The 12,035-nt window shown below is 72.5% G+C and carries 12 protein-coding genes; 4 read left to right on the top strand and 8 right to left on the bottom strand.

Features of this window, described 5'->3' with window-relative positions; genetic code table 11:
• Window positions 1-76 precede the first annotated feature (76 nt).
• Window positions 77-1,306 carry an exo-beta-N-acetylmuramidase NamZ family protein gene (locus GTY56_RS38725; protein WP_161369934.1) on the bottom strand — a complete coding sequence of 410 codons (1,230 nt, stop codon included), beginning with the start codon at window positions 1,304-1,306 and terminating at the stop codon, window positions 77-79.
• 150 nt (window positions 1,307-1,456) lie between these two features.
• Between GTY56_RS38725 and GTY56_RS38730 the strand changes: the two genes are divergently transcribed.
• From GTY56_RS38730 to GTY56_RS38740, 3 genes are read left to right on the top strand one after another with little or no spacing between them, the layout of a single operon-like run.
• On the top strand, window positions 1,457-2,230 hold the full coding sequence (locus GTY56_RS38730) for an SDR family oxidoreductase (protein WP_161369935.1): 774 nt from the start codon (window positions 1,457-1,459) through the stop codon (window positions 2,228-2,230).
• Complete coding sequence (locus GTY56_RS38735; protein ID WP_161369936.1) at window positions 2,227-3,891, top strand: AMP-binding protein; 1,665 nt, start codon at window positions 2,227-2,229, stop codon at window positions 3,889-3,891. Before GTY56_RS38730 ends, GTY56_RS38735 begins: the two co-directional genes overlap by 4 nt.
• Window positions 3,892-3,919: 28 nt before the next feature.
• Window positions 3,920-4,513, top strand: coding sequence for a TetR-type transcription factor C-terminal domain-containing protein (locus tag GTY56_RS38740; RefSeq protein WP_161369937.1), 594 nt, complete (start codon window positions 3,920-3,922; stop codon window positions 4,511-4,513).
• Here GTY56_RS38740 and GTY56_RS38745 read toward each other — a convergent pair.
• The 5 genes from GTY56_RS38745 to GTY56_RS38765 form a co-directional block, all read right to left on the bottom strand.
• Window positions 4,452-4,859: an STAS domain-containing protein gene (locus tag GTY56_RS38745; protein WP_346345678.1), complete on the bottom strand. Its 408-nt coding sequence runs from the start codon at window positions 4,857-4,859 to the stop codon at window positions 4,452-4,454. The two genes, GTY56_RS38740 and GTY56_RS38745, sit on opposite strands and share 62 nt — an antisense overlap.
• A 23-nt stretch (window positions 4,860-4,882) precedes the next feature.
• Window positions 4,883-5,989, bottom strand: coding sequence for a cobalamin B12-binding domain-containing protein (locus tag GTY56_RS38750; protein ID WP_161369938.1), 1,107 nt, complete (start codon window positions 5,987-5,989; stop codon window positions 4,883-4,885).
• A complete protein-coding gene (locus GTY56_RS38755) occupies window positions 5,986-7,602 on the bottom strand; it encodes a SpoIIE family protein phosphatase (RefSeq protein ID WP_161369939.1) in 1,617 nt (538 codons plus the stop codon). Before GTY56_RS38755 ends, GTY56_RS38750 begins: the two co-directional genes overlap by 4 nt.
• Window positions 7,603-7,901: 299 nt before the next feature.
• Window positions 7,902-9,116, bottom strand: coding sequence for an acyl-CoA dehydrogenase (locus GTY56_RS38760; RefSeq protein ID WP_161369940.1), 1,215 nt, complete (start codon window positions 9,114-9,116; stop codon window positions 7,902-7,904).
• Window positions 9,117-9,121: 5 nt separating this feature from the next.
• Window positions 9,122-10,156 carry a phosphotransferase family protein gene (locus GTY56_RS38765; RefSeq protein WP_161369941.1) on the bottom strand — a complete coding sequence of 345 codons (1,035 nt, stop codon included), beginning with the start codon at window positions 10,154-10,156 and terminating at the stop codon, window positions 9,122-9,124.
• Window positions 10,157-10,353: 197 nt separating this feature from the next.
• On the opposite strand from GTY56_RS38765, the gene GTY56_RS38770 reads away from it, so the two are divergent.
• On the top strand, window positions 10,354-11,298 hold the full coding sequence (locus GTY56_RS38770; protein ID WP_161369942.1) for an NADP-dependent oxidoreductase: 945 nt from the start codon (window positions 10,354-10,356) through the stop codon (window positions 11,296-11,298).
• Between the two features lie 9 nt (window positions 11,299-11,307).
• Here the strand turns inward: GTY56_RS38770 and GTY56_RS38775 are convergent, their stop codons facing one another.
• Complete coding sequence (locus GTY56_RS38775) at window positions 11,308-11,646, bottom strand: DUF202 domain-containing protein (protein WP_161369943.1); 339 nt, start codon at window positions 11,644-11,646, stop codon at window positions 11,308-11,310.
• Window positions 11,643-12,035 (bottom strand): DUF202 domain-containing protein, encoded by a 393-nt coding sequence (locus GTY56_RS38780; RefSeq protein WP_161369944.1) that lies wholly within the window; start codon window positions 12,033-12,035, stop codon window positions 11,643-11,645. The genes GTY56_RS38775 and GTY56_RS38780 overlap by 4 nt, the downstream gene beginning before the upstream one ends.

The following is a 12,035-nucleotide window of genomic DNA, read 5'->3' on the forward strand; positions in this document are numbered from 1 at the left end:
CCCGGGTGACGCCACGTTGTGGGCGCATCGTCCTGCCAACGGGCGAGCTTGGCCATACGTCACGGGCGCATCCGGCTCAGCGGTAGTGGAGGTACTTCCGCCGCATCCTCCGGAACGCCGCCAGGTCCTCCTGCCACCCGGCCACCACCTCGTCGGTGTCCGCACCCGCGTCGATCATCGTGCGCACCCGCGCGGAGCCGGTGAGTTTGTCGATCCAGTGGTCCGGGCGCCAGGCGAAACCGCTCCAGACCCGTCTGGCGGTGACGAGCAGCGCGATCCCCGTCCGCACGGGATCGAAGGCGGCCCGGTCGTGCACGTGCAGCTGCACACCGCCGACCGTCTTCCCCTGGAACTTCGAGAACGTGGGCGCGAAGTACGCCTCCCGGAACCGCACCCCGGGCAGGGCGAGTTCGTTCGCCGCGGCCGCCCAGCGCCGGTCGACGCCCTCCGCGCCCAGCAGCTCGAACGGCCGGGTCGTGCCGCGCCCCTCCGACAGGTTCGTGCCTTCGAACAGGCACGTCCCCGAGTACACCAGGGCCGTGTCCGGCGTCGGCATGTTGGGGCTCGGCGGCACCCAGGGCAGCCCGGAGGCGTCGTAGAAGTCCGACCGTTTCCAGCCCGACATCGGCACGGTCTCCAGCGGCACGGGTTCGGTCAGGAACTCCGCGTTGAACAGCCGCGCCAGCTCGGCGACGGTCATCCCGTGGGCCTGGGCGATGGGCTGCCGCCCGACGAACGTGGCGAACTCCTTGTGCAGGACCGGGCCGAGGGCCGCCCGGCCGGTCACCGGGTTGGGCCGGTCCAGGACCACGAACCGCTTGCCGGCGAGCCGGGCCGCCTCCATGCAGTCGTACAGCGTCCAGATGTACGTGTAGAAGCGGGCGCCGACGTCCTGGATGTCGAAGACGACCGTGTCGACGCCGGACGCCGTGAAGACGTCGGCGAGCGGCCGGCCGCTCTTGAGGTACGTGTCGTAGACGGGCAGGCCGGTCGCCGGGTCGTCGTAGCGGCCCTCGGAGCCGCCGGCCTGGGCGGTGCCGCGGAAGCCGTGCTCCGGGCCGAAGACGGCCCTCAGATCCACCCGGGCGTCCGCGTGCATGACGTCGACGATGTGGCGGGCGTCGCGGGTGATGCCGGTGGGGTTGGTGACGATGCCGATGCTTTGGCCGCGCAGGGGTTCGTAGCCGGACGCGGCCAGGTTCTCGAAGCCGGTTCGCCGGTGACCCCGGGCTTCGGCCGGGGTGGGGGCGAGCGTTGCGGCCGCCGCGGTGGTCGCCGTGAGCAAGGTCCGTCTGGAAAGGCGCATGGAGTGGCCTCCGTGATCCGGTTCGTGCCGCTTCGTTGTGGCCGATCGCGCAGTTTCCCGCGCCCCTTAGGCCTGTTGCGGTTGCCCCTTCCTCAAAACATACCGACCGGTTAGTCTGGCGCTATTGCAGAGCCGCGACTGAGGAGACCGATGGTGGGAGCCTTTCAAGGGGCCGGAGTCGTTGTCACGGGGGCCGGCGGCGGGATCGGGGCCGCGCTCGCCCGGCGGTTCGCCGCCGAAGGGGCCCGGGTCGTCGTCAACGACCTCGACGCCGAGCGGGCCGAGCAGGTCGCGGACGAGGTCGGTGGGACGGCCGTGCCCGGCGACGCCTCGGCGATCGTCGGCGACGCCTGCGACGCACTCGGCGGCACCGTCGACGTCTACTGCGCCAACGCCGGTGTCGCCGCCGACGGCATCGAGCCCGGACAGCCGCTGGACGAGCAGGCGTGGGCCCGGTCCTGGGACGTGAACGTCATGGCCCATGTGCGGGCCGCCCACGCCCTGCTGCCCGCCTGGCTGGAGCGCGGCAGCGGCCGGTTCGTCTCCACCGTGTCCGCCGCCGGACTGCTCACCATGATCGGCGCGGCGCCCTACGCCGTCACCAAGCACGGCGCGCTCGCCTTCGCCGAGTGGCTGTCGCTGACCTACCGGCACCGGGGCGTGAAGGTCCACGCCATCTGCCCGCAGGGCGTGCGCACCGACATGCTGGCCGCCACCGGCAGCGCGGGCGACCTGGTGCTCCGGCCGACCGCCATCGAGCCGGAGGCCGTCGCGGACGCCCTGCTCCAGGGCATCGAGGAGGAGCGGTTCCTGATCCTGCCGCACCCCGAGGTCGCCGCATACCATCAGGCCCGGTCCGGTGACCCCGACCGGTGGCTGTCCGGCATGAACCGCATCCAGCAGCAGTGGGAGGAGGCCCGGTGACCGAGTCCCGCTATGCCGCCAAGCCCTGGCTCGGCCTGCTCAGCGACGCCCAGAAGGGCGCGGTCGACCCGGCCGACTCCCTCGTGCACGCCCTGCGCGCCGCCGTCGCCGAGACGCCCGGCAGTGACTTCCTTGCCTACTGCGACGGCCGGCTGACCTACCGGGAGGCCGACGAGCTCAGCGACTCCGTCGCCGGGCACCTCGCCGCCCGCGGTCTCCGGCGCGGCGACCGGGTCGCGGTGCTGCTGCAGAACTCCCCGCACTTCGTGCTCGCCCTGCTGGGCGCGTGGAAGGCGGGCGCGGTCGTCGTGCCCGTCAACCCGATGTACAAGTCGGGCGAGGTGGCCCACGTCCTGCGGGACGGCGAGGTCACCGCGCTCATCTGCTCGGACCGGGCCTGGGAGTCGTACCTGCGCGCAACGGCGGCGGACTCGCCCGTGCGGATCGTGCTCACCGGGTGCGAGCTGGACTTCCAGAGCCGCGGTGACGCGCGGGTGCTCACCTTCGAACGCCTGCCGCAGGCTCCGGACGCCGACGACCTGACAACCGTCGCGCGGGCCGGACACCAGGCGCCCGGGGACCGGGACCCCGGCCCCTTTGACATCGCGCTGATCAGCTACACCTCGGGCACGAGCGGCACGCCCAAGGGCGCGACCAACACGCACGGCAACATCATGTACAACGCCGAGCGCCAGCGGACCGGGCTCGCACTGCCCGAGCGGCCGGTGTACTTCGCGCTGGCGCCGCTGTTCCACATCACCGGCATGGTCTGCCAGCTCGGAGCCTGCCTGAACAGCGCGGGCACGCTCGTGCTGGCGTACCGCTTCGAGCCGGGCGTCGTGCTGGACGCGTTCGCCGAGCACCGCCCGCACTACACCGTCGGTCCGTCCACGGCCTTCATGGCGCTGGCGGCCCACCCCTCCGTCACCCGTGACCACTTCTCCTCCTTCCGGGTGATCTCCTCGGGCGGCGCACCGCTGCCGCCCGCCCTGGTGGAGAAGTTCCGGGCCGGCTTCGGGCCGTACATCCGCAACGGCTACGGGCTGACCGAGTGCACCGCGCCCTGCGCCTCGGTGCCGCCCCATCTGGAGGCGCCGGTCGACCCCGCGTCCGGGACCCTCGCCGTGGGACTGCCCGGCCCGGACACGGTCGTCCGGATCGTCGACGACGCCGGTGCGGAGGTGCCCTTCGGCGAGCAGGGCGAGATCGTCGTCGCCGGCCCGCAGGTCGTGCCCGGCTACTGGCGCCGCCCCGACGCCACCGCCGCCACGTTCCCCGGCGCCGAACTGCGCACCGGCGACATCGGCTTCATGGACGAGCAGGGCTGGCTCTACGTCGTCGACCGCAAGAAGGACATGATCAACGCGTCCGGCTTCAAGGTGTGGCCGCGCGAGGTCGAGGACGTCCTCTACACGCACCCGGCGGTGCGCGAGGCCGCCGTCGTGGGGGTGCCCGACGGGTATCGCGGGGAGACGGTCAAGGCCTACATCAGCCTGCGCCCGGACGCCGACACGGACCCGGATGCACTCGCCGCCCACTGCAAGGAGAGACTGGCCGCCTACAAGTATCCGCGCCAGGTGGAGATCCTGCCGGACTTGCCGAAGACGGCCAGTGGGAAGATCCTCCGTCGGGAACTTCGTTCCCGTACGCAAGGCGACTGACAACAGAACGGAAAGGCAGGTGGCGGCAGTGCCCAGGACCACGGACTCGGACGTCACGCCCGTGCCTCAGCGGCTCCTCGCCGCCGCCACCCGGCTCTTCGCCGAGCAGGGCTACGACCGCACCTCGGTGCAGGAGATCGTCGAGGCGGCCGGCGTCACCAAGGGAGCGCTGTACCACTACTTCGGTTCCAAGGACGACCTGCTGCACGAGGTGTACGCGCGCGTGCTGCGCATCCAGCAGGAGCGGCTGGACGCCGTGGCCGGTGCCGACGAGCCCGTCGAGAAACGGCTGCGGCACGCCGCCGCGGACGTCGTGGTGACGACCATCGAGAACCTCGACGACGCCATGATCTTCTGGCGTTCGATGCACCATCTCAGTCCCGAGAAGGACAAGCAGGTCCGCGCCGAACGCCGCCGCTACCACGAGCGCTTCCGCGCTCTGGTGGAGGAGGGCCAGGAGTCGGGCGTCTTCTCCCGTGCCACTCCGGCGGACCTCGTGGTCGACTACCACTTCGGCTCGGTCCACCACCTGTCGACGTGGTACCGCCCCGACGGCCCCCTCACGCCCCAGCAGGTCGCGGACCACCTGGCCGATCTGCTGCTGCGCGCCCTGCGCCCGTAGCGGCCGGCCCGTCCCCGGCCCCGGGCGGCTCGGAGCGCCGGGCAGCCGTCAGGTGCTCGTAGGTGCCGGTGAGTTCGAGCAGGCGCCGCAGGGCCGGGCCGATGTCGTCCAGGTGGAAGGCGATGCCGTCCCGGCCCGCGGAGCGGTGGATCTGGAGCAGGGTCGACAGACCCATGGAGTCGACCGTCCCCAGCCCTCCGCAGTCCAGGCGCAGTTCCTCGACACGCCCGACGACGTCGAGAGCCGTCCTGACCCGCTGGAGCAGCTCCCCGCAGGTGTCGTAGTCCAGATCGCCGGTGAGGGGCAGGCGTACGGCGTGCGGGCCGGTGCCGAAGGAGGGGGTCACGTTGTTCGTCCAGCGTCTCGGGGTCAGGGTCGGGAAGCGAGCGCGGTACGCCCGGCGTCGAGGATCCGGCGGGCGCGCGGGAAATCGTGCAACTGCTCCTCCAGCAGGTCCAGGCACGGCAGCAGCGAGCGCGCCGGCACCCCGCGGGCGGTGAGCACCTCGGCGGTCCACACGAGGAAGCCGGTGAAGACGTCGTCGGCGTCCACGTACAGGGCGGCCGTCAGGAAGCCGACGACGTGGGCGATGTCCTCGGCGGTGCGTTCGCGCTGCTCGTCGCTGTAGTCCCGCATCGCGGGAATGTGCTGCTCCAGGCGCTGGAAGGTGTCCCGCACCAGCCGGGTGGAGGACCCGGCGACCAGCGTGTACTCCTGGTCGACCAGGTGCGGCAGATCGTCGATCGCCTGATGGGCGGGGACCGGCCGGGACAGCTGACCGGTCGCCAGCCGGTCCCCGGCCGCGCGGGCGTCGGGCGCCCAGGCGTCGGCCCCCAGCAGGCGGGCGTAGCGGCCGTCGGTGCCGAAGGCGAGGCCACCGGCCATGACCGGGGTGCCGGCCGCCTGGACGGCGGTGATCGCGCTGTGCGCGAGCGGCAGCCGGGTGGGCAGCGAGCTGGACAGGCACACCGCGTCCGGCCCGGTGCGGTGGACGTGGCCGATCAGATGGGCGGTGGGGACCTGCGCGCCGAGGTAGTCCACCTGCCAGCCGCGCAGCCGCAGCGTCTCGGACACCAGGCGCGCGGGCAGGGCGTGCCACTCCTGGTCCACGCAGGCGACCGTGATCCGGCCCCGGCCGGCCGCCGGACGCCGGGCAGGCAGGACGGCGATGACCCGGTCGTTGATGGCGGTGGCGGCGTGCTCGTCGGCCACGCTCATGCGGTTGGCCGCCCACTCGGTGCCGACCCTGTGCTGCACGGCGCCGATCACGTCCAGCAGGACCGACTCGGGATCGAGACCCGCGGCCAGGGCGTCGGTGACGACGTCGACGGCCCCGTACTCGTCCCCGGCCCGCACAGCGGTCCACAGCCGGTCCGCCCAGGGAGCGGACACGCCCTCGTCGTGCGGTGCGCAGAGGCGGGCGCCGACGCCATGGCGGCCCGGCGCGTCGTCGAGGTCGGTGATGCGTGCGGTCATGCCGTGTACCTGCCCCGGGTCGCCCCGTCCACCGCACTGAGGTGGGCGCCACGGGGTGCGGTGATGGCCAGCACGGCGATGTCGTCATGGCGTCCGCCGCCGATCCACTGCGAGGTGATCATCTGGACGCGCTCGACGACCGCCTGCGCCGGCATGCCGGCGCACTCGGCCGCCGCCCGCCTGAGGCGCTGGTCGCCGAACATGGTGTCGCCCAGCGGACCGCCCCTGGCCTCGGTGACGCCGTCGGTGAACAGCAGGCAGGTTTCCCCCGGCGCCAGCCGGACCCGAGCGGTCCGGGAGGTGATGACCGGCAGCACGCCGATCAGGGTGCCGCCCGTTTCGGCCTCCTCCACCGTCCCGTCCCGCCGGATGATCAGCGGCGCGGGATGCCCGGCGGACGTGAGCCGCAGTGTCACCTCGCGCTCCTCCCGGCGGACCGAGGCCATCACGAGCGTGGCGAAACGGGTGTGGTGGCTGGTGCGCATGGCGTTGTTCACCAGACGCAGCATCCTGGCGTGGTCGTCGGCCATCGGCAGCAGGGCGTGCAGCGTGTTGCGGATCTTGCCCGTGAGGACCGCGGCCTCCAACCCCTTGCCGGCCACGTCCCCGAGCACGACGAGGGTCTCGGGCGAGTCCTCGGCGGGCGGATGGACGTCGTAGAAGTCGCCGCCGATGCGCTCGGTGTCCTTGCTGGCCCGGTAGCCGCCCGCGAACTCCACGCCCTCCGTCTGCCGCAGCGTGGGCGGCAGGAGTTCCCTCATGAGGGTCTCGGAGATCGAGTTCTGCTCCGCGTAGAGGCGGGCCGCCGACATCGCCGCGCCGGCCCGGGCGGCGAACTGCCCGGCCAGCGACTCCTCCGCCTCGGTGAACACGTCCTGCTGCGCCCGGCGCAGCAGGACCAGCGCCCCGGCCGGTACGCCGAGACCGGGCAGTGGCGTGATCACCAGCGAGCCGACCTCGCCGAAGCCCGCCGGGACGAGCCAGTCCGGGGCCGTCGCGGGGTCGATCCACCGCGAGGGCACCGGCGGGAAGCCCCGCAGCGCCTCGGCGAGCCCCGGCACGGAGTCCGGCGCCTCTGCCACGGTGCTGCGGCTGAGCTCACGCCGGTGGTCGCAGACGACCACCGGCAGCGTCCGCGCGGTGGTGGGCGAGATGACCAGTGCGGCATCCGCCAGATGCTCCGCGGCCAGGCGCGCCGTGACGTCCATACAGCGTTCGAGATTCAGCGAGGCCAGCAGTGCGGTGGAGGCCTCGGTGAGGAACCGGGTGCGTCCGCGTTCGGCCGCCAGCTCCGCCGCCGTGGTGCGGTGGGCGGTCTCGTCCAGCAGCCACCAGACGGTGCGTCCGTCCGCCAGGACGGACGGCTGCGCCGAGAACCACCGGTCGCCCACCTCGCCGCTGACCGGGACGGGACGGATCCGGTCCGCCGCGGCGAGCCAGGCGGGGAAGGACAGCGGCTGCCCGGGGCGGGCGGCGGGCAGCAGGGCACCGGCCGCGTCGTTGAGCTCCGTGATGCGCCCGTCCGTGTCCAGGACCACCACCGGGCAGGGGGCGGAGGCGGCGCTCACCGTGCTCACCGCACTGGTGCGGGGCCCGGCCGGGGAAGAAGTCATGTACGGGGCCCCTACGCGTGACCCACACCTCACTTTGCGAAGACGGACTGTTCTCGGTGCACAGTCCCGCAGACCGGGTGTGCGGTGCAACCACCGGCCTCGCCCGGGGTACGGAGAAGAACGGTTCTCGGGCCGCTCACCCCCCGAAAGCGGCTCCCTACCCCGATGACCGGTCACCAGACCGTGCGAAGTTTCACATTCCGTCCACAACCCCGGGGCGGCCGCCACCCGCCCGACGCGGGTGACGGGGGTGGCGGGGGAGAACTCCCGGGAGGACACCCCCGCCGCCCGCACCCGCGTCACAGGTACCGCTTCAACTCCCGCCGGGCCAGCGACCGCTGGTGCACCTCGTCCGGCCCGTCCGCGATCATCAGCGTCCGCGCCCCGGCGTACAGCTCCGCCAGCGGGAAGTCCTGGCTCACTCCGCCGGCGCCGTGCAGCTGGATCGCCCGGTCGAGGATGTCCACCACCGCCCGGGGCGTGGCAATCTTGATCGACTGGATCTCGGTGTGCGCACCCCGGTTCCCCACCGTGTCCATCAGCCATGCGGTCTTCAGCACCAGCAGCCGCAGCTGCTCCACCGTCACCCGCGCGTCCGCGATCCAGTTGTGGACGACGCCCTGCTGCGCCAGCGGCTTCCCGAAGGCGTTCCGGGACACGGCCCGCCGGCACATCAGCTCGATCGCCCGCTCGGCCATGCCGATCAGCCGCATGCAGTGGTGGATCCGCCCGGGGCCGAGCCGCGCCTGCGCGATGGCGAAACCGCCGCCCTCCTCACCGACCAGGTTCGCCACCGGCACGCGCGCGTGGTCGAAGATCACCTCGGCGTGACCGCCGTGGTAGTGGTCCTCGTACCCGAACACCTGCATGGCCCGCTTGACGGTGACGCCCGGCGTGTCGCGCGGCACCAGCACCATCGACTGCTGGCGGCGGATGTCCTCGCCGTCCGGGTCGGTCTTGCCCATCACGATGAAGATCTTGCAGTCGGGGTGCATCGCCCCGGAGATGTACCACTTGCGGCCCGTGATGACGTACTCGTCGCCGTCCCGCTCGATGTGCGTGGTGATGTTGGTGGCGTCCGAGGAGGCCACGTCCGGCTCGGTCATCGCGAACGCCGAGCGGATCTCACCGGCCAGCAGCGGCTCCAGCCACTGTTTGCGCTGCTGCTCGTCGCCGAACTGGGTGAGCACCTCCATGTTCCCGGTGTCGGGCGCCGCGCAGTTCGTCACCGTCGGCGCCAGCTGCGGGGAGCGGCCCATGATCTCGGCGAGCGGCGCGTACTGGAGGTTCGTGAGTCCGGCCCCGTACTCGGAGTCCGGCAGGAAGAGGTTCCACAGGCCCTGCCGACGCGCCTCGGCCTTGAGCTCCTCCACCACGGGCGGGTTCTCCCACGGCGAGGCCAGCCGCTCGCGCTGCTCGTGCGCGACCGCTTCGGCGGGGTAGACGCAGTCGTCCATGAAGGCGAGGAGCTTGGCGCGCAGCTCTTCGGTGCGCGCGTCGAAAGCGAAGTCCATCTGGATCAGCCCTCCTGGAGGCCTTCGTGGAGCGTGGTCAGTCCGTGCCGGACGAAGACGGGCACGAGGTCGCCGATGCGGTCGAAGCCGCGCCCGACCGTCTGGCCCAGCGTGTAGCGGTAGTGGATGCCTTCGAGGATCACGGCGAGCTTGAACCAGGCGAACGCCGTGTACCAGGAGACCGCGGAGACGTCGCGCCCCGAGCGCGCCGCGTACCGCTCGATCAGTTCCGACGGCGCCGGATGCCCGGGCGCCTCGGCGGTCGTGGAGACGGGGGACTCGGGCATGCCGAGCGGCATGCTGTACATCACGAGCAGGCCGAGGTCGGTGAGCGGGTCGCCCAGCGTCGACATCTCCCAGTCGAGGATCGCCCGGATCGAGTCGTCCTCGCCGATCAGTACGTTGTCCAGCCGGTAGTCGCCGTGGACGACGGCCGGGGCGGGGGAGTCGGGCAGTCCGCGCCCGAGGGCCGCGTGCAACTCGTCGATGCCGTCCAGGTCGCGGTTGCGCGAGGCGTCCAGCTGCTTGCCCCAGCGCCTCAGCTGCCGGTCCAGGAAGCCCTCGGGCCGGCCGAAGTCCGCGAGTCCGACCTCGCCGGGGTCGACCGCGTGCAGCTCCACCAGCGTGTCGACGAGGTTCAGCACCGCGCCCCGGGTCCGTTGCGGACCGAGCGGGAGAAGCTGGTCGGCGGTGCGGTAGGGGGTGCCGTCGACGAACTCCATGACGTAGAACGGCGATCCGAGCGCCTCCTCGTCCTCGCACAGCAGCACCGGCTCCGGGACCGGCACGGCGGTCGGGTGCAGTGCGCTGATCACCCGGTGCTCACGCTTCATGTCGTGCGCGGTGGCCAGGACGTGGCCGAGCGGGGGCCGTCTGACGACCCACCGGGAGCTGCCGTCGGAGACCGCGTAGGTGAGGTTCGACCGTCCGCCTTCGATCAGCCGGCCCGACAGCGGGCCGCTCACCAGGCCCGGCCGCTCGCGGTCGAGCAGGCCGCGCAACCGGTCGAGATCCAGTCCGGGCGGATGGTCGGGGCTCATGGTCGCTCCTACGGCAGGGTGGACAGTTCCCGACTCATGATGCCGACCGGTCGGTATGTCGTCCAGAGCGGGACCGAAACGTGATCGGAGCCACCCTAGGCCGACGGCATCGTCCGCGAGGTGCCGGGGAGGTTTCGGCCGGTTCGTTCAGGTCATCCGGCTTGCGAGCCGTGCAACGAGCCCGGAAGGTCGGACCCATGAAGGCCATCAGCTACTCACGGTACGGCGGACCCGAGGTGCTGGCGTTCGGGGAGGTCCGCGATCCGAAGGTCGGCCCGGACGCGGTGCTCGTGAAGGTGCGCGCGGCGTCCGTGAACCCCGTCGACTGGAAGGCCCGCGAGGGCTACCTCGACGGGATCCTCGCCCCTGTCTTCCCCGTGGTGCCCGGCTGGGACGTCTCGGGCGTCGTCGTACGGCCGGGCGTGGCCGTCTCGGAGTTCGGCGTCGGCGACGAGGTCATCGGGTACGTGCGCGAGGACTTCCTCTCCCGCGGCACCTTCGCCGAGTACGTGGCCGCACCCCTGCGCAGCCTGGCGCGCAAGCCGCGCAACCTCTCCTTCGAGGAGGCGGCCGGGCTGCCGCTGGTCGGACTCACCGCCTACCAGATGCTGGTCGACGTGCTCCAGGTGAAGCGGGGCGAGACCGTCCTGGTGCACGCCGCGTCCGGGGGCGTCGGCTCGATCGCCGTGCAGCTCGGCGCCCACCTCGGGGCGCGGGTGATCGGCACGGCGAGTGAGTCCAACCACGACTTCGTGCGGGGCCTCGGCGGGGAGCCGGTGGTGTACGGCGAGGGCCTGGGCGAGCGGGTGCGCGGGCTGGCCCCGGAGGGCGTGGACGCCGTGCTCGACACCGTCGGCGGGGACGCGCTGAAGGTGTCGGCCAACCTGCTGGCCCCCGAGGGCCGCCTGGCGTCCATCGCCGACAACGACGTCGTCGAGTACGGCGGCCGCTACTACTTCGTCCGCCCCGACGCGCAGGACCTTCAGCGCCTGGCCGACCTGGCGGAGCAGGGCGTGGTGAGCGTGCACGTCGACGCGACGTTCCCCCTGGAGCGGGCGGCGGACGCACACCGGCTGAACCAGGAGGGCCGCACCCGCGGCAAGATCGTCGTCACGGTGGGCGGGGAGACCGACGGCGCGTGAGGAACGGCCCTACAGCACGAGGGCGGCCCCGCAGACCGCCATCGCCACCGTGCACAGCACCGCGGCCGCCGCGTGCCGGGGTGCGAAGGCCGCAGGGCTCGGGGCGGCCGCGAGGGTGCGGATGCGCCGGTGGGCGACCGTAAGGAAGCCCAGCCAGAGCACACAGCACAGCGCGCCCGCCGTGACCCCGGCCGCCGACGCCCCGCCGTGCAGCACGGTCTTCACCGCGAGCACGGCCACGACGGTGCCCGACAGCGTCGTACGCCGCCACGCGAGCCGGGTCCGCTCGGGTTGCAGCCCGGGGTCGCGGTCGGGGTCCTGACGCCGGACGGCAGGCGACGTGTTCACCCCTCCCACCCCACGAGCACCACCAGGACCATGGCGACGGCCACGACAGCGACGACGAGGCTCAGCAGCGCCGGGAACCGGGACACCGGCAGGTCCTCGCCCCGGCGCATGGCCCGCTCGCAGCGCACCCAGTGGTTGACGGCCCGCAGTGAGCACAGCACGCCCGCGCCGAGCAGCGCGAGCGCCAGCCCGACCCGCCAGGCCCAGCGCAGGTCCGGCAGGAACTGGTCCACGGCGAAGCCGCCGCCGATGAGCGCGAGCGCGGTGCGCAGCCAGGCCAGGAAGGTGCGTTCGTTGGCCAGTGAGAACCGGTAGTCGGGCGTCTGGCCGTCCTCCCGGACCTCCGCCGGCACGAACCACAACCGGACGTTCCGTACGAACTCGATCAC

This window comes from Streptomyces sp. SID5643 (assembly GCF_009872555.1).
In the GTDB taxonomy this organism is placed as follows: Bacteria; Actinomycetota; Actinomycetes; order Streptomycetales; family Streptomycetaceae; genus Streptomyces; species Streptomyces iakyrus.

Bases quoted from the DNA above. Each gene is read 5' to 3' on its own strand.
- GTY56_RS38725 (WP_161369934.1), bottom strand. From the start codon at position 1,306: ATGCGCCTTTCCAGACGGACCTTGCTCACGGCGACCACCGCGGCGGCC.
- GTY56_RS38730 (WP_161369935.1), top strand. From the start codon at position 1,457: ATGGTGGGAGCCTTTCAAGGGGCCGGAGTCGTTGTCACGGGGGCCGGC.
- GTY56_RS38750 (WP_161369938.1), bottom strand. From the start codon at position 5,989: ATGACCGCACGCATCACCGACCTCGACGACGCGCCGGGCCGCCATGGC.
- GTY56_RS38755 (WP_161369939.1), bottom strand. From the start codon at position 7,602: ATGACTTCTTCCCCGGCCGGGCCCCGCACCAGTGCGGTGAGCACGGTG.
- GTY56_RS38760 (WP_161369940.1), bottom strand. From the start codon at position 9,116: ATGGACTTCGCTTTCGACGCGCGCACCGAAGAGCTGCGCGCCAAGCTC.
- GTY56_RS38765 (WP_161369941.1), bottom strand. From the start codon at position 10,156: ATGAGCCCCGACCATCCGCCCGGACTGGATCTCGACCGGTTGCGCGGC.
- GTY56_RS38770 (WP_161369942.1), top strand. From the start codon at position 10,354: ATGAAGGCCATCAGCTACTCACGGTACGGCGGACCCGAGGTGCTGGCG.